Origin of the sequence: Micrococcus sp. M4NT (assembly GCF_033790745.1) — a bacterium.
In the GTDB taxonomy this organism is placed as follows: domain Bacteria; phylum Actinomycetota; class Actinomycetes; order Actinomycetales; family Micrococcaceae; genus Micrococcus.
This window is the reverse complement of record NZ_JAMYEH010000011.1, coordinates 1-14,982: the sequence shown is the minus strand read 5'-3', so window position 1 is coordinate 14,982 and position 14,982 is coordinate 1. Positions and strand designations below refer to the sequence as shown.

12 protein-coding genes and 2 rRNA genes are annotated in these 14,982 nt (G+C 73.6%); 4 read left to right on the top strand and 10 right to left on the bottom strand.

Going from position 1 to position 14,982, the window contains the following annotated elements:
- Positions 1 to 16: 16 nt before the first annotated feature.
- On the bottom strand, positions 17 to 1,972 hold the full coding sequence (locus tag NJC10_RS08980; protein WP_319076067.1) for an AMP-binding protein: 1,956 nt from the start codon (positions 1,970 to 1,972) through the stop codon (positions 17 to 19).
- 156 nt (positions 1,973 to 2,128) lie between these two features.
- Between NJC10_RS08980 and NJC10_RS08975 the strand changes: the two genes are divergently transcribed.
- The 4 genes from NJC10_RS08975 to NJC10_RS08960 all read left to right on the top strand — a co-directional run bounded on the left by NJC10_RS08975 (position 2,129) and on the right by NJC10_RS08960 (position 6,489).
- On the top strand, positions 2,129 to 2,815 hold the full coding sequence (locus tag NJC10_RS08975; protein ID WP_319076065.1) for a GntR family transcriptional regulator: 687 nt from the start codon (positions 2,129 to 2,131) through the stop codon (positions 2,813 to 2,815).
- The gene (locus tag NJC10_RS08970; protein ID WP_319076062.1) at positions 2,812 to 4,338 is read left to right on the top strand and encodes an MmgE/PrpD family protein; all 1,527 of its coding nucleotides are present in this window, start codon (positions 2,812 to 2,814) and stop codon (positions 4,336 to 4,338) included. Before NJC10_RS08975 ends, NJC10_RS08970 begins: the two co-directional genes overlap by 4 nt.
- On the top strand, positions 4,338 to 5,276 hold the full coding sequence (gene prpB / locus NJC10_RS08965; RefSeq protein ID WP_298711384.1) for a methylisocitrate lyase: 939 nt from the start codon (positions 4,338 to 4,340) through the stop codon (positions 5,274 to 5,276). The genes NJC10_RS08970 and prpB overlap by 1 nt, the downstream gene beginning before the upstream one ends.
- A 67-nt stretch (positions 5,277 to 5,343) precedes the next feature.
- Positions 5,344 to 6,489, top strand: a complete 1,146-nt coding sequence (locus NJC10_RS08960; RefSeq protein ID WP_319076059.1) for a bifunctional 2-methylcitrate synthase/citrate synthase — start codon at positions 5,344 to 5,346, stop codon at positions 6,487 to 6,489.
- A gap of 199 nt (positions 6,490 to 6,688) precedes the next feature.
- On the opposite strand, the gene xerD is transcribed toward NJC10_RS08960, so the two are convergent.
- The 9 genes from xerD to NJC10_RS08915 all read right to left on the bottom strand — a co-directional run.
- Complete coding sequence (xerD, locus tag NJC10_RS08955; protein ID WP_413466424.1) at positions 6,689 to 7,717, bottom strand: site-specific tyrosine recombinase XerD; 1,029 nt, start codon at positions 7,715 to 7,717, stop codon at positions 6,689 to 6,691.
- Positions 7,714 to 8,421 carry an NUDIX hydrolase gene (locus NJC10_RS08950; protein WP_319076057.1) on the bottom strand — a complete coding sequence of 236 codons (708 nt, stop codon included), beginning with the start codon at positions 8,419 to 8,421 and terminating at the stop codon, positions 7,714 to 7,716. The genes xerD and NJC10_RS08950 overlap by 4 nt, the downstream gene beginning before the upstream one ends.
- Positions 8,414 to 10,168: a DNA repair protein RecN gene (recN, locus tag NJC10_RS08945; RefSeq protein ID WP_298711393.1), complete on the bottom strand. Its 1,755-nt coding sequence runs from the start codon at positions 10,166 to 10,168 to the stop codon at positions 8,414 to 8,416. The genes NJC10_RS08950 and recN overlap by 8 nt, the downstream gene beginning before the upstream one ends.
- Entirely contained in the window at positions 10,165 to 11,262 is a 1,098-nt protein-coding gene (locus NJC10_RS08940; RefSeq protein WP_298988000.1) for an NAD kinase, read from the bottom strand. The genes recN and NJC10_RS08940 overlap by 4 nt, the downstream gene beginning before the upstream one ends.
- Positions 11,263 to 11,332: 70 nt before the next feature.
- Positions 11,333 to 12,145, bottom strand: a complete 813-nt coding sequence (locus tag NJC10_RS08935) for a TlyA family RNA methyltransferase (protein WP_319076053.1) — start codon at positions 12,143 to 12,145, stop codon at positions 11,333 to 11,335.
- On the bottom strand, positions 12,138 to 12,953 hold the full coding sequence (locus NJC10_RS08930; protein ID WP_319076051.1) for an HAD-IIA family hydrolase: 816 nt from the start codon (positions 12,951 to 12,953) through the stop codon (positions 12,138 to 12,140). Before NJC10_RS08930 ends, NJC10_RS08935 begins: the two co-directional genes overlap by 8 nt.
- Positions 12,950 to 13,918 carry a hypothetical protein gene (locus NJC10_RS08925; RefSeq protein WP_319076048.1) on the bottom strand — a complete coding sequence of 323 codons (969 nt, stop codon included), beginning with the start codon at positions 13,916 to 13,918 and terminating at the stop codon, positions 12,950 to 12,952. Before NJC10_RS08925 ends, NJC10_RS08930 begins: the two co-directional genes overlap by 4 nt.
- A 631-nt stretch (positions 13,919 to 14,549) precedes the next feature.
- Positions 14,550 to 14,666: ribosomal RNA gene (rrf, locus tag NJC10_RS08920) — 5S ribosomal RNA — on the bottom strand.
- 182 nt (positions 14,667 to 14,848) lie between these two features.
- Positions 14,849 to 14,982: ribosomal RNA gene (locus NJC10_RS08915) — 23S ribosomal RNA — on the bottom strand; the annotation flags it as partial.

The window sequence follows — 14,982 nt, the reverse complement described above, 5'->3', positions numbered from 1 at the left end:
TGCCCTCGACGCGGCCTCAGCGCTGCGGGTGCAGGAGCCGGCGCAGATCGTCCAGGACGGAGGCGTCCTCGATCGTGGAGGGCACCGTGTACTCCTCGCCGTCCGCCATCTGGCGCATGGTCTTGCGCAGGATCTTGCCGGAGCGGGTCTTGGGCAGGGCGTCCACGATCGCGACGTCGCGGAAGTCGGCCACGGGGCCCACGCCCCGCCGCACCGCCTGGCGCAGCTCCTCGAGGAGCGCGGCCTCCGCCGGGGAGCCCGGCTCCGGCGTCTCCACCCCGGACTTGAGCACCACGTAGCCGAAGGGGCGCTGGCCCTTGAGCGGATCCGCGAGCCCGACGACGGCACACTCCGCCACGGCCGGGTGCGCGGCGAGCGCCGCTTCGAGGACGCCTGTGGAGAGGCGGTGCCCGGACACGTTGATGACGTCGTCGGTGCGGCCCAGGACGAACACGTAGCCGTCCTCGTCCACGAGGCCCGAGTCGCCCGTCGCGTAGTGGCCCTCGAAGGCGGAGAGGTAGGAGTCGATGTACCGCTGGTCGTCGCCCCACAGGGTGGGCAGGGTGCCCGGGGGCAGAGGCAGGCGCACCGCGATGTTCCCCTCCTCTCCGGGGCCCACCGGCTCGCCCAGGCCGTCCAGCACCACGAGGTCGAAGCCGGGCGAGGGCACGGACGAGGAGCCGATCTTCACGGGCAGCTCCTCCAGCCCCACCGGGTTCGCGGCGATCGCCCAGCCCGTCTCCGTCTGCCACCAGTGGTCGATGACCGGCATGCCCAGCAATTCCTCGATCCAGCGCTGGGTCTCCGGGTCCAGGCGCTCGCCGGCGGCGTAGAAGTGCGCGAGCGTGCTGAGATCGTGCTCCTTCATGAGCGCGCCCTCGGGGTCCTGACGGCGGATGGCGCGCAGCGCGGTGGGGGCCGTGAAGAAGGAGCGGACGCCGTGGTCCTCGATCAGGCGCCAGAACGCCCCCGCATCGGGCGTGCCCACGGGCTTGCCCTCGTACATGACGGTGGTCGCTCCGGCCAGCAGCGGACCGTAGACGATGTAGGAGTGGCCCACCACCCAGCCCACGTCCGAGGCGGTGCACATGGCCTGGTCCGGGCCGACGTCGTAGATGTTCTCCATGGTCCACCGCAGGGCCACGGCGTGTCCGCCGTTGTCCCGGACCACACCCTTGGGCCTGCCCGTGGTCCCGGAGGTGTAGAGCACGTAGAGCGGATCGGTGGCGGCGACGTCCACGCAGGCGGCCGGCTCAGCGGCGGCCACGGCCTCGTCCCAGTCCTTCCACGCCGCTCCCCCACGCTCGGCGACGTCGGCCAGCGCGGTCTCGAAGCCGTCGCGGTGGTGGACGAGGACCGTCCGCACCGGGTGCGAAGCCGTCTCGAGCGCCTCGGCGACGGCGGGCAGGTACTCCACGCGGCGCTTCGGCTCGATGCCGCCCGAGCACGTCAGCACGACGTCGGGCGCGGCGTCGTCGATGCGGGCGGCGAGCTCGCGCGGGGCGAAGCCGCCGAAGACCACCGAGTGGACGGCGCCGAGGCGGGCGCACGCGAGCATCGCGACGGGCGCCTGCGGGATCATCGGCAGGTAGACGAGCACGCGGTCCCCCTTGCCCACCCCCTGGGCCGCGAGGGCGCCCGCGAGCGCGGCCACCTCGTCCCGCAGCTGCGCGTAGGTGTAGCGGGTGACCGTGCCGGTCATCGCCGAGTCGTGGACCAGCGCGAGCGCGTCGCCGCGGCCGGCGTCCACGTGGCGGTCCAGGCAGTTGTGGGCGGTGTTCAGGACGCCGTCCGGGAACCAGCGGTGCAGGGGCGCGTTCGAGGAGTCGACCGCGCGCGTGGGCGGGGTGGTCCAGTCGATCGCCTGGGCGGCCTCGAGCCAGAACCCCTCCGGGTCGGCGAGGGAGCGGGCGTGGACGTCTGCGTAGGAGCTGCGGGTGCCGGGGGCCGGGGATGCGTCGGGAGTCGCCATGCCGCGATCGTAGTGCGCCACATCACAGAGATCAAGGGTTTCTGTATACATGTTCTCGCAACGGCAGGCCTGAGTGAGGACACCGAGGCGATTCTCAGGCGCATTCACCCCGATGGGGCCTTGGCGGTGGGGGGTGCCCGTGTATACACTTCTGGCATGCGAGCGAGTGAGCGGGCCTACCAGACGCTGAGGACGGAGATCCTCGACTGGTCCCTGCCGCCCGGCGCCGGGCTCGCCGAGGTCGAGCTGGCCGAGCGGCTGGGGATCTCCCGCACCCCGGTCCGGGAGGCCATCTCCCGGCTCGTCGCGGACGGCCTGGCCGAACAGGCCACGGGGCGCGGCGCCGTCGTGGCCGACATCTCCCTCGAGCAGGCGGACCAGCTGTTCGAGCTGCGGATCGCGCTCGAGTCCCTCCTCGCCCGGCGAGCCGCCCAGCGGGCGACGGACGAGGCGGCCGAGTCGCTGGCCGATCTGGCCGAGCGGTTCGCGGCCGCCGCGCCGTCCCTGCGCGCGGGGTCCGACCCCACCGAGTACTACGCCATGACCTCCGAGCTGGACGCCTCGCTCGACGCCGCGGCCGACAACCCGTACCTCGTCTCGACCCTGCGCACCCTGCGCCTGCACCTGGCACGGCTGCGCCGGCTGGCCGCCAACGACCCGTGCCGCCTCGCCACCTCCGCCGAGGAGCACGCGGACATCGCGTCCGCCGTCGCCTCCGGCGCCGCCGACCTGGCCGAGGCCACCACCCGCGTCCACCTGCACCACGCCTTCCACCACCTCACCCGGAGCCGTCGCGACGACGCCGGGGCCCTGCTGACCCCCACCGAAGGAGACCGACCATGAAGAACCACCACGTCCGCGTCCACCGCTCCGAGGAGAACCTCGAGCGCAAGGACCAGCTCGCCATGAAGCTCGCCGAGGTCGCCGTGGACCCGGTGGAGATCCTCCCGGAGGTGGAGGAGATGATCGTCAACCGCATCATCGACAACGCCTCCGTCGCCGTCGCCTCGCTCAAGCGCGGCCCGATCGTCGCCGCCCGCGCCCAGGCGCTCGCCCACCCCGCCTCCACCGGCGGCGAGGGCGCCACCGTGTTCGGCATCGACCAGAAGGTCTCCCCCGAGTGGGCGGCCTGGGCCAACGGCGTGGCCGTGCGCGAGCTCGACTACCACGACACGTTCCTGGCCGCCGAGTACTCCCACCCCGGCGACAACATCCCGCCGATCCTCGCGGTCGCCCAGCACACGGGCCGCTCCGGCAAGGACCTCGTGCGCGGCATCGCGACCGGCTACGAGGTGCAGGTGGACCTCGTGAAGTCCATCAACCTGTACGGCCACAAGATCGACCACGTCGCGCACATCGGCCCTTCGGCCTCCGCCGGCATCGGCACGCTCCTCGGCCTCGACGCCGAGACGATCTTCCAGGCCATCGGCCAGGGCCTGCACACGACGACGGCCACCCGCCAGTCCCGCAAGGGGGAGATCTCCACGTGGAAGGCCCACGCCCCGGCCTTCGCCGGCAAGATGGCCGTCGAGGCCGCGGACCGCGCGATGCGCGGCCAGACCTCCCCCGTGCCGATCTACGAGGGCGAGGACGGTGTCATCGCGTGGATGCTCGACGGCCCGGACGCCTCCTACGAGGTCCCGCTGCCCGAGAAGGGCGAGCCCAAGCGCGGCATCCTGGACACCTACACCAAGGAGCACTCCGCGGAGTACCAGGCGCAGGCCTGGATCGACCTCGCCCGCAAGCTGCACGGCGAGCACCCCGAGGCCACGGACCCGAAGAACGTGGCGTCCGTGCTGATCAAGACCTCGCACCACACCCACAACGTCATCGGCTCCGGCGCGAACGACCCCCAGAAGTACGACCCGACGGCGTCCCGCGAGACCCTCGACCACTCGATCCCCTACATCTTCACGGTGGCCCTCCAGGACGGCGCGTGGCACCACGTGGACTCCTACGCCCCGGAGCGCGCCGCGCGCCCGGACACCGTGGAGCTGTGGCACAAGGTCACCACGGTGGAGGATCCCGAGTGGACCCGCCGGTACCACTCCCTCGACCTGTCCGAGAAGGCGTTCGGCGGCGCCGTGGAGATCACGCTGACCGACGGCACCGTCATCACGGACGAGATCGCTGTGGCCGACGCGCACCCGCTCGGCGCGCGCCCGTTCTCCCGCGAGCAGTACATCCAGAAGTTCCGCACCCTCGCCGAGGGCATCGTCACGCCCGAGGAGCAGGACCGCTTCCTCGCGGCCGCCCAGCGCGTGTCCGAGCTGGAGGCCGGTGACCTGGACCAGCTCAACGTCAAGGCCGACCCGGCCTACCTGTCCGAGGCCGACCTGGCCGCCGCTCCGAAGGGCCTCTTCTGATGCTGTACTCCACGAAGACCGCCGAGCAGAAGCGCAGGGACCTCCGCGAGACCCTCGCGAAGGGCGGCGCGCAGCAGTTCCCCGGCGCGTTCACCCCGCTCACCGCGAAGCTCATCGAGGAGAAGGGGTTCCCGGGCGTCTACATCTCCGGAGCCGTGCTCGCCAATGAGCTCGGCCTGCCCGACGTCGGGCTGACCACGCTGACCGAGGTGGCCCAGCGCGGCGGGCAGATCGCCCGCCTCACGGACCTGCCCTGCCTGATCGACGCGGACACGGGCTTCGGCGAGCCGATGAACGTGGCCCGCACCGTGCAGGAGCTCGAGAACGCCGGACTCGCCGGATGCCACATCGAGGACCAGTTCAACCCGAAGCGGTGCGGCCACCTCGACGGCAAGAACATGGTGGACCTGGACACCGCCGTCAAGCGCATCGCCGCCGCGGTGGACGCCCGCCGGGACCCGAACTTTCTCGTCATGGCGCGCACCGACCTGCGCGCCGTCGAGGGCCTGGACGCCGCGATCGCCCGCATGAAGGCGCTCGTGGAGGCCGGCGCGGACGCGATCTTCCCGGAGGCGCTCAAGGACATCTCCGAGTTCGAGACCGTGTGCCGCGAGCTCGCCCCGCTCGGCGTGCCCGTGCTGGCCAACATGACCGAGTTCGGCAAGTCCGAGCTGTTCACCCGTGAGCAGCTGGCGGAGGCGGGCGTGGCCATGGTCATCTACCCGGTGACCCTGCTGCGCTCCGCGATGGGCGCCGCCGAGCGTGTGCTCGACGCGATCTCGTCCGAGGGCACCCAGCAGTCGCAGGTGGAGCACATGCTCACCCGCGCCCGCCTGTACGAGCTCGTGGACTACGAGGCCTACAACGCCTTCGACACCGGCATCTTCAACTTCGACGTGCCGACCACGGACATCGAGTCCAACAACGCCAATCTCTGACCGTCACCGTTGACACCACCGCGGCCCGCCCGCCCGGGCGGGCCGCCTCTCCTCCAGGAGGCACATCATGACCGAGACCGAGATCAAGAAGGGCCTGGCCGGCGTCGTCGTGGACACCACGGCGGTCTCCAAGGTCAACCCCGAGACCAACTCCCTGCTCTACCGCGGCTACCCCGTGCAGGACCTCGCGGCGAGCCTGCCGTTCGAGGCCGTCGCGCTGCTGCTCTGGACCGGCGAGCTGCCCTCGGACGAGGAGCTCTCCGAGTTCGAGCGCTTCGAGCGCGCCCACCGCGCCCTGGACCCGAAGGTGAAGGACGCAATCGACCTGCTCCCCACGGACTGCCACCCCATGGACGTGGGCCGCACCGCCGTGTCCGTGCTGGGCGCCAACCACCCGAAGGCGGAGGACTCCTCCCCGGAGGCCGAGCTGGAGAAGGCCAAGGCGCTGTTCGCGGCGTTCCCGGCCGTCGTCGCCTACGACCAGCGCCGCCGCCGCGGCCAGGACGTCGTGGAGCCCCGCGAGGACCTGGACTACTCGCAGAACTTCCTCTGGATGACGTTCGGCGAGGAGGCCGCCCCCGAGGTGGTGGACGCGTTCCGCGTCTCGATGGTGCTCTACGCCGAGCACTCCTTCAACGCGTCCACCTTCACGGCGCGCGTCATCACCTCCACGCTCTCCGACCTGCACTCGGCCGTGACCGGCGCGATCGGCGCGCTCAAGGGCCCGCTGCACGGCGGCGCGAACGAGGCCGTCATGCACACCTTCGACGAGATCGGCATCCGCAAGGAGGAGTCCCGCGAGGACGCCGCCGCCCGGTCGAAGGCGTGGATGGAGGACGCGCTGGCCCAGAAGAAGAAGGTCATGGGCTTCGGGCACCGCGTGTACAAGAAGGGCGACTCCCGGGTGCCCACCATGAAGGCCGCGCTGGACCGCATGATCGAGCACTACGGCCGCGCCGAGATGCTCGGCCTGTACGACGGTCTCGAGCAGGCCATGGACGAGGCGAAGCAGATCAAGCCGAACCTCGACTACCCGGCCGGCCCGACCTACCACCTCATGGGCTTCGACACCGAGATGTTCACGCCGATCTTCATCGCCGCGCGCATCACCGGCTGGACCGCTCACATCATGGAGCAGCGCGCCTCCAACGCGCTGATCCGCCCCCTCTCGGCCTACGACGGCCCCGAGCAGCGCGAGCTGCCCCAGCAGTGAGCACCCCCTCGCCGCAGAGTGGTCACGACACGCCGTCTGCACGAACGGCACACGGCGTGTCCTGACCAGCCTGCGGGGTCAGATCCAGGGCCGCGGCCGGACCGGCCGTCACGACCTGACCCACGACGACGGCGGGTCGCCCCCCCCACACGGGAGGCGGCCCGCCGTCGGCGTGCCGGCCCGGGTCAGCGTGCGCGGGTCAGCGTGCCCGCGGGTGCGCCGTGGCGTAGACCTCGCGCAGCGACTCGACGGTGACGAGCGTGTACACCTGCGTGGTGGTGACGGAGGCGTGGCCCAGCAGCTCCTGCACCACGCGCACGTCCGCGCCGCCGGCCAGCAGGTGTGTGGCGAAGCAGTGGCGCAGCGTGTGCGGGGAGACCTCGGCGTCGATCCCGGCGCGCTCCGCCGCTCGCTTCAGCACGGCCCATGCGGACTGCCGGGAGAGCCGTCCGCCGCGCCGGTTCACGAACAGCGCGGGCGAGGAGGCCGTCGCCCCGCCCACCATCGCGGGCCGGCCCCGCACGAGCCACGCCTCGAGGGCCTCGGACGCGTACGAGCCGACGGGCACCACGCGCTCCTTCGAGCCCTTGCCGAACAGGCGCACCACGGGCTGGCCGCCGTCGCCGTCCTCGACGCCCCTGAGCCCCACGACGTCGTCCACGTCCAGGCCGACGACCTCGGAGATGCGCGCTCCGGTGCCGTACAGGAACTCCAGCAGGGCGCGGTCCCGCAGCCCCGCCGGGGTGTCCACGGAGACGGACTCGAGCAGCGCGGTCACCTGATCCACGGGAAGCGCCTTCGGGAGGCGGGCACCGGGCCGCGGGGGGTGGACGTCCCGCGCGGGGTCGGACTCGGTGATCCCCTCGAGCGCCCAGAACCGATGCAGGCCGCGTACCGCGGCGAGCACCCGCGCGGCCGAGCGCACCGCGAGGGGGCGGCCGCCGTCGGCTCCGGTGCCGAGCGCCTGGAGGAAGCCGGAGACGTGCCCCGGCTCCACGGCGCGCGGCTCGCTGATGCCGTGTGCGTCCAGCCAGGCCCGGTATCGCTCGAGGTCGCGCCGGTACGCGGCCAGCGTGTTCGCCGCCAGTCCCCGCTCGACGGCGAGGTGGTCCAGATGTCGCCGGATCGGGCCCGCGAGCGGCGAGGGTGCGTCGGGTTCGCGCCCGGTCCCACCGGGATCGCCCTGTCCCCCCGTGCCGCCGGCCGTCGTCGTCCTCGCCGCGTTCACGCGGGCCAGTCCGCCCCTGGGCCCTGCCGCTCCGGCACGAAGGGGGCGTCCACGGGGCGCAGCCGCCGCCACCCGCGCGCGCGGTGCGCCTGGAGGGCGAGCACGGCCACCACGGTGGAGGGGTTGTGCACCCGTCCGTCGAGGACGGCGTCGACGACCTCGTCCACGCCCACCCAGGCCAGCGGCATGGCGGCCTCCTCGTCGGTGCGGGCGAAGCGCTCCTCCTCCCCCACCTCGCGCACCTTCCGGGCGAGGAACACGCGGATGGCCTCGGTGGAGCCGCCCGGGGAGGTGAAGTAGTCCACGAGGGTGTGCCACTCGTCGGCGCGCAGGTCCGCCTCCTCGTGCAACTCGCGCACGGCGACCTCGTGGAGGGCCTCGCCGTCCACGTCCCGCAGCCCGGCCGGGATCTCCCACAGCTCCATGCCCACGGGGTGCCGGTACTGCCGCACGAGGGCGACCTGCTCCTGCGGTCCGGCCCCGGTCATGGCGGTGCGCAGGGCCAGCACCGCGACGGCGCCGGGGTGCACCATGAGCTCGCGCGTGATCGGCTCGACCTCCTTCTCGGCCGGGTCCAGCCGGAAGGTCTCGCGGGCGATGTCCCACACGCGCCCCTCGAACACGGTCTTGGCCTTCTTCACCTTGCGCGGGACGTGCAGGTCGCGCAGCGGGGCGCGGCCCGCGGCGGCGGGGATCTCAGGCATCGTCGTCCTCCTCGTGGGTGCGGGATTCGAGCAGCTCTCGGGCGTGGGCCCGGGCGGCCGCGGAGTCCCCGTGGCCGGCCAGCATGCGGGCCAGCTCCTCGACGCGTTCCTCCTCGCTGAGGGTCACGACGTCGGAGACGGTCACGCCCGCTCCGGGATCCGAGTTCTTCTCCACGCGCACGTGGCGGTCCGCGTAGGCGGCCACCTGGGGCAGGTGGGTCACGGCGATCACCTGCACGTGGCGGGCCAGGCGGGCCAGGCGGGCGCCGATGCGCACGGCGGCCTCGCCGCCCACGCCGGCGTCGACCTCGTCGAAGACGAAGGTGGGCACCGGGTCCGTGGCGGCCAGGACGACCTCGAGCGCGAGCATCACGCGGCTCAGTTCGCCGCCCGAGGCGCCGCGGCCCAGTGGACGCGGCTCGGAGCCGGCGTGCGGGCGCAGCGCGAGGGCCACCTCCTCCGCGCCGTGCGGTCCGAGCTCCTCCCCGGGCAGGGGGGTGAGGCCCACGTGGAAGGACGCGTCCGGCATGAACAGGGCGTGCAGCTCCTCGGTGACGGCCGCCTCCAGCTGCTCGGCGGCGGCGGCGCGCAGGGCGCTGAGCTCCGCGGCGCGCTCGCGCAGGACGGCGTCCAGGCGGGCGAGCTCCGCGTCGAGCTCCTCGAGGCGGCCGGTGTCTCCCTGCAGCTCGTCGAGGCGCGGGCGTTGCGTCTCGGCCCACGCCACGACGTCCGTGAGCTCGGGCCCGTAGAGGCGCTGGAGACGGGTGAGCTCGGCCAGCCGGGACTGGGCGGCGTCGAGGTCTCCGGCGGCGTCGGCGTCGAGGTCGGCGCCGTAGCCCGCGAGGTCCCCGGCGATGTCCGTGAGCACGAGGGAGGCCTCGGCCAGGCGCGCCGCCGCGGCCTCGAGGTCCGCGTCCTTCCCGGGGGCGGCCGCCAGGGCCTGCCGGGCCGCCTCCACGAGAGCCACGGCCCCGGGGATCTCCTCGGCGGCGTCCACGTCGCCGCCCGTCAGGTGGGCATACGCGGTGCCGGAGGCGGCGCGCAGCTCCTCGACGTCCTCGAGGCGGCGGATCCGCGTCCGCAGCTCCTCGTCCTCCCCCGCGGCCGGCTGGGCGAGGTCGATCTCCTCGAGGGAGCGCTGCAGGGCCTCGGCCTCGCGGGCGCGCTCCTGCTGGTGGGTGCTGAGCTCGTCGCGTTCACGGCGGGCGGCGCTCCACGCCGCGTGGTCGCCGCGGTAGGCGGCGAGCACGGCCTGCAGCGGCGGCCCGCCGAACGCGTCGAGGGCGCGCCGCTGGGCCTGCGCGCTCTGCAGGCGCACCTGGTCGTTCTGGCCGTGCACGGCGACGAGCGTGGCGCCGATCTCGGAGAGCAGCCCCACCGGGACCGTGCGTCCTCCCGCGCTCGCGCGGGACCGGGTGCCGTCCCCGGACGCGGTCACGGAACGGCTGAGCACCAGGTCGCGCACCCCGGCCTCGTCCGCCTCGTCGACGACGGCGCCGGCCCCCTCCGCGAGCGCCAGCGCCGCGTGCCCCTCGGGGACGCGGACCTCGGCGTCCACCGCGGCGCACCTGGCGCCGCGCCGGACCACGCCGGCGTCGGCCCGCGCGCCCAGCAGCAGGCCGAGCGCGGTGACCACCATGGTCTTGCCGGCGCCGGTCTCACCGGTGACGACGGTGAAGCCGGGGTCCAGCTCCACGCTGGCCTCCCCGATCACCCCGAGACCGGAGATGCGCAGGACGTCGATCACGAGCCCTCCTCCGAGCGGCGCCACGGGCGGCCCTCTTCCCGGTGCCGCCGCAGCTCCTCCGGGGAGAGCACGGGCAGGCTGGCGGTGGCCGGGGCGACGACCTCAGGACGCGGACCCGCGTGCCGCGGCTCGACCGTCTCCACGGCGTAGCCCGCGGCCGCGTCCCTCTCCTCGGCCGTCACGGGGCCACGCCACCCCTCGGTGGGCAGGCGGAACTTGCGCACGAGGCGCTCCGCGAAGGGGGTGGGGTTCAGCCGGGCCAGCCGCACCGGCTCCGCCGAGCGGGACACCTCGACCCGCGCCTGGGGCGGCAGCTCGACGGTGCGGCGGCCGTCGCACCACAGCACGCCGGTCTCCCGCGTGCGGGTCATGACGTCCACGGCGATCGTGCTGCGCGGGCCGACCACGCACGGCTTGGCGAAGAGGGCGTGGGCGCTGATGGGCACGAACAGCAGGGCCTCCACCCCGGGCCACACCACGGGACCGCCCGCGGAGAACGCGTAGGCGGTGGAGCCGGTCGGGGTGGCCAGGACGACGCCGTCGCAGCCGAAGGCCGTCAGCGGCGAGTCGTCCACCGAGACGACGACCTCCAGCATGCGCTCCCGGTTCGACTTCTCGACGGAGGCCTCGTTGAGCGCCCACGTGCGGGCGACCTCGTGGCCGTCCACCCGGACCACGACGTCGAGCGCCATCCGCTCGATGACCACGTACGCCTCGTCCGCGATCGCCTGGACCGTGCGGTGCAGGTCGGTGCGCTCCGACTCGGCGAGGAAGCCGACGTGGCCGAGGTTGACCGCGAGGAGCGGGACCCCGTGCCCGCGCACGAAGTCGGCGGCGCGCAGCACCGAGCCGTCGCCGCCGAGCACGAGTCCGAGGGCGACGTCGGTCAGCGCGCAGTCCACGCCGAGGGTGAGGGGCGCGAAGCCGTCCGGCTCGTCGGCCGCCTCACGGATGGCCCGGATGTCCTGCTCGAGCATCACGGTGCTCAGGCCCTCGTCCGCGAGTGCCGCGGTGGCCTGGAGCGCCGCACTGATGGCGTCCTGCCGCCCGGTGTGGGCGAGCACGAGGACGCGGCGTGCGGGGTTCTGGGGCATGGTTCCTTCCGCGGGCGGACGGCGGGGTGGGGCGGGACGCGTCCGACCAGGATAACCAGGCGGGGCGGCCTCAGCCCCAGTCGACGGCCCGGGCGGTGCACAGCCGCTCCGCGTGCCCGGCCGCGTCGTCGGTGGAGGGCGAGGCGGCGGCGCGCAGGCGGAGGAAGAACTCCACGTTGCCGTCCTGGCCGGGCAGGCCCGAGCGGGCCACGCCGGTGGCCTCGAGCCCTGCGCGATGCGCCGCGGCCACCACGTCGGTCACCGCGCGCCGGCGCGCCGAGGGGTCCGTCACGACGCCGGTGCGCGGCAGCGCGGTCCGGCCCACCTCGAACTGGGGCTTCACCATGAGCAGCAGGTCGGCGTCGGGCGTGCACACGCCCGCGAGGGCTCCCACCACGAGGCGCAGGGAGATGAAGGAGAGGTCGGAGACGACGAGCTCGACCGGCCCTCCCGTGTGCGCGGCCGTGAGATCGCGGACGTTCAGCCCCTCATGCACGGTCACCCGCTCGTCCGCCCGGATCTCGGCCGCCAGCTGGTCGTGGCCGACGTCGACGGCCACCACGGGGGCGGCCCCGCGTTCGAGGAGCACCTGGGTGAAGCCGCCCGTGGAGGCCCCGGCGTCGAGGGCGCGGCGCCCGGCGACCGCCACGTCCGGGAAGGCCGCGAGGGCGCTCACGAGCTTGTGGGCGGCACGGGACACGTACCGCGGGCCGTCGTCCACGAGGGCGAGCTCGACGCCGGGCCCCACGGGCTGGGCGGGACGGCGCACCGGCGTCCCGTCCGCCAGGACCTGGCCGGCGCGGATCAGGGCGGCGGCGTCCGTGCGGGAACGGGCGAGGCCCCGGGCGGCCAGGACGACGTCGGCGCGTCCGACCTCAGGCATCGGCCCCGAGCGCCTCGAGGAGGGCGGAGAGGTCCGCGACGATCCACGTGGGGCGGTCCCCCGCGGGCGCCGCCTCGGCCGTCGCACGCGTGTCGATGCCCGTGAGGACGAGGACGGTGTCGAAGCCGGCGGCGTTGCCCCCGCGGATGTCCGTGTCCAAGCGGTCTCCCACCACGAGGGGACGGGAGAGGCCGAGCGCGCGGGCAGCGCTGCGGAACAGGTGCGGCTCGGGCTTTCCGGCGGCCACAGGGGACGTGCCCGTCGCGTGGCCGACCGCCGCCACGAGGGCGCCGTTGCCGGGGGCGACGCCCTCGGCCCGGGGGATGGACAGGTCGAGGTTGGTCGCCACCCACGCGGCGCCGGCGTTGACGGCGTAGGCCGCCTCCGCGAGGTCGGACCACGCGAGGGAGGGGTCGAAGCCCTGGATGACGGCATCCGGGTGCTCGGCCGCGGACTCCACGAGGGTGTGGCCGCGCTCGGCCACGACCTCCCGCAGGTACGGCGACCCGACGACGAGCACACGGCCGGCCTGCGACCCGAGCGTCTCCCCGAGCAGGTCGGCCCCCGCAACGGCGGAGCCGAAGACCTGGGACGGCTCGGCGGGGATGCCCAGCGCGGTGAGGTGCTCGGCGACCGCCTCGGGGGCGCGCGAGGCGTTGTTGGTGACGAACGCGACCGGGACACCCCGGTCCTGCAGGGTGGTCAGGGTCTCGACCGCACCCGGGATCGCGGCGCCGCCGGCGTAGACGACCCCGTCGAGGTCGCAGAGCAGGCCGTCGTGTCCGTGGAGCACACCGTGGGCCGTCATCGGGCGTCGCCCTCCGCCGCCGCACCGTCCTCCGAGGCCCGATCTGCCGCGGGGACCTCGGCCGAGGCGTCCGCCGGAGCGTCGAAGAGGGCCATCTGTTCCGGGTCGTGGTCGATGGCGACCGAGGGAGCGGTCTCGTCGGTGTCCGCGGCATCGGGCACCGACGCCTCCTCGTGGGGGCTCGCGGGGCGAGGAGGACGGTCCTCGCGGCGATCATCGGCGCGTCCGTGGCGGGCACCGCCCCGGTCGCCGGCCCGAGCACCCCGGTCGGGCTCCTCTGCCGGCTCCACCTCGATGTCCATGATCTCGGGCTCGGCGAACCCGCCGATGCCGAGCGCCTTCTCCGCCACACGGACGGAGCGCGCCCACAGGCGGGCCTCCTCGCGTCGGCCGAGGGCTGCCAGGACGTCGGCCTGCCGCTGGAAGAGGCGCGGAGAGAAGGGGTATCCGCGTCGGCGGTCCAGCTCGGGGATCTGGAGCGCGTCGTGGGCGCCCTGCAGGTCACCCAGGTCCTCGTGCACGCCGGAGACGACCATCACCAGCTCGACCCGGGCCTCACGGCTGAGCTCCGCGGGGTCGACCTCAGCGGCCAGCTGCAGCGCCTTGTCGAGACGGCCGAGGGCCCGCTCGCTGTCCACCTGCGCCGCGATGTGGGTGTCGTCGCCGGTCATGCGACGGTAGGTGCGGAACTCGCGCAGGGCGTCGCCGTACTCCCCCGCCGCGTAGGCGGTGAGCGCGACGGCCTCGCGGACGCGGGAGAGGCGGCCGCCCTTGCGGGACGCGGCGAGGGCGTGCTGGAACGCCAGGGCCGGATCGTCCTCGAGGTAGCGGCCGGCCATCACCAGGTGCTTGGCCACCCACTCCGCGGGGCGCTCGTCGAGGCCGCCGATCTCCTTGAGGGTGCCGCGGTCCAGCTCCTTGCCGGTCACATCGTGGTCGATGTCCGGGGAGCGCTCCTGGTCCACCCGGTTCGCGGCGCGCAGATCCCGGGGGTTGTGGGCCGGGCGCTGACGCTCGGCGTCCGGACGGCGGCGGTCCTCGAACGGACGTCCGCCGCGGGCGTCACGGTCGCCCTGCCGCCGGGCTCCCTGAGGGGCACCGTCCCGGCGCCGCTCCCCCGCGCCGCCGCGGCGATCGCCGAAGGAGGACCGCCGATCGCCCGCTGCCTCGTCGCGGCGACCGTCGCCACCCCGCGCGCGCCGCTCTCCGCCGCCGGCGTCGTCGCGACGACGGTCCCCGGAGAAGGCGCGACGCTGACCGCCCCCGGCGTCATCCCGGCGGCGGTCCCCGCGTCCCGCCCCTGCCTGGGGAGAGCGAGAACGCTGACCGCCGTCGGAGGAGCGCTCCGGACGCCCACGGCCTCCGGAGGGTCGATCGCGGCGATCGTCTCGGGGGGTCTCTCCGCGGGGGGTGCCGTCTGCCATGTGGTGTCCTCTCTCCCCGCCGCCCCGTGGAAAGGGACGAATCGGGCGGTGCTCAATCCGCGCTCGTCCTCGAGGTCCGAGGCAACGCGAGGTCTGTCGTCCAGCGTAGTGGTGCAGAAACAGAAAAAGGCCCTGCACACTCGGTGCAGGGCCTTTTCCCTCTTCAAAAGATGTCCGGCGGCGACCTACTCTCCCACAACCTCCCGGTTGCAGTACCATCGGCGCTGTGGGCCTTAGCTTCCGGGTTCGGAATGGAACCGGGCGTTTCCCCCACGCTATGACCGCCGTAACCCTAACCCCACCTACACACCCAAACAGGCGCAGCGGGAAACCATCGGGTCACACAACAGTGACACACTCTTCAATTCTCAACCCCACCCCCACAAGGGACAGGACCGGTTGCAATCAGACAACCGCACAGTGGACGCAAGCACCATCACCCCTCCCGCTTGAAGCAGCAGAAGGAACATGTGTGTAAAAGTCATCGGCCTATTAGTACTGGTCAGCTCCACGAGTCTTCAGTCCTCGCTTCCACATCCAGCCTATCAACCCAGTGTTCTCGCTGGGGGCCTCACACCCTCAAGGGGCAAGGAAATCTCATCTCG